This is a genomic window from uncultured Tenacibaculum sp. (assembly GCF_947495995.1).
In the GTDB taxonomy this organism is placed as follows: domain Bacteria; phylum Bacteroidota; class Bacteroidia; order Flavobacteriales; family Flavobacteriaceae; genus Polaribacter.
The window spans coordinates 1-206 of record NZ_CANMAX010000051.1 but is presented as its reverse complement, the minus strand read 5'-3'; the positions used below and the strand labels follow the sequence as shown (position 1 = coordinate 206).

The 206-nt window shown below is 42.7% G+C and carries 1 protein-coding gene; it reads right to left on the bottom strand.

Going from position 1 to position 206, the window contains the following annotated elements; translation table 11 throughout:
* Positions 1 to 206: hypothetical protein (locus Q1A15_RS21015; RefSeq protein WP_299628428.1), on the bottom strand; the 206-nt coding region annotated here is incomplete at both ends.

Genomic DNA, 206 nt, shown 5'->3' with positions numbered 1-206 from the left:
CAAACTGATGGATCGTTTACTGTAGCTACTGGATTCGCATTGATCGTTACTGTAAAAGCATCTGTACCACTACAACCGTTAGCATCTATATAAGTAATCGTACCGCCATAAGTATTTGCTGCAGCTGCACCTGGAATTGTAAAAGTAGCTCCTGTTAAACTTGTATTGGTCGTAACATCACTAAAACCTGCTGCCTCGGCTGCTGC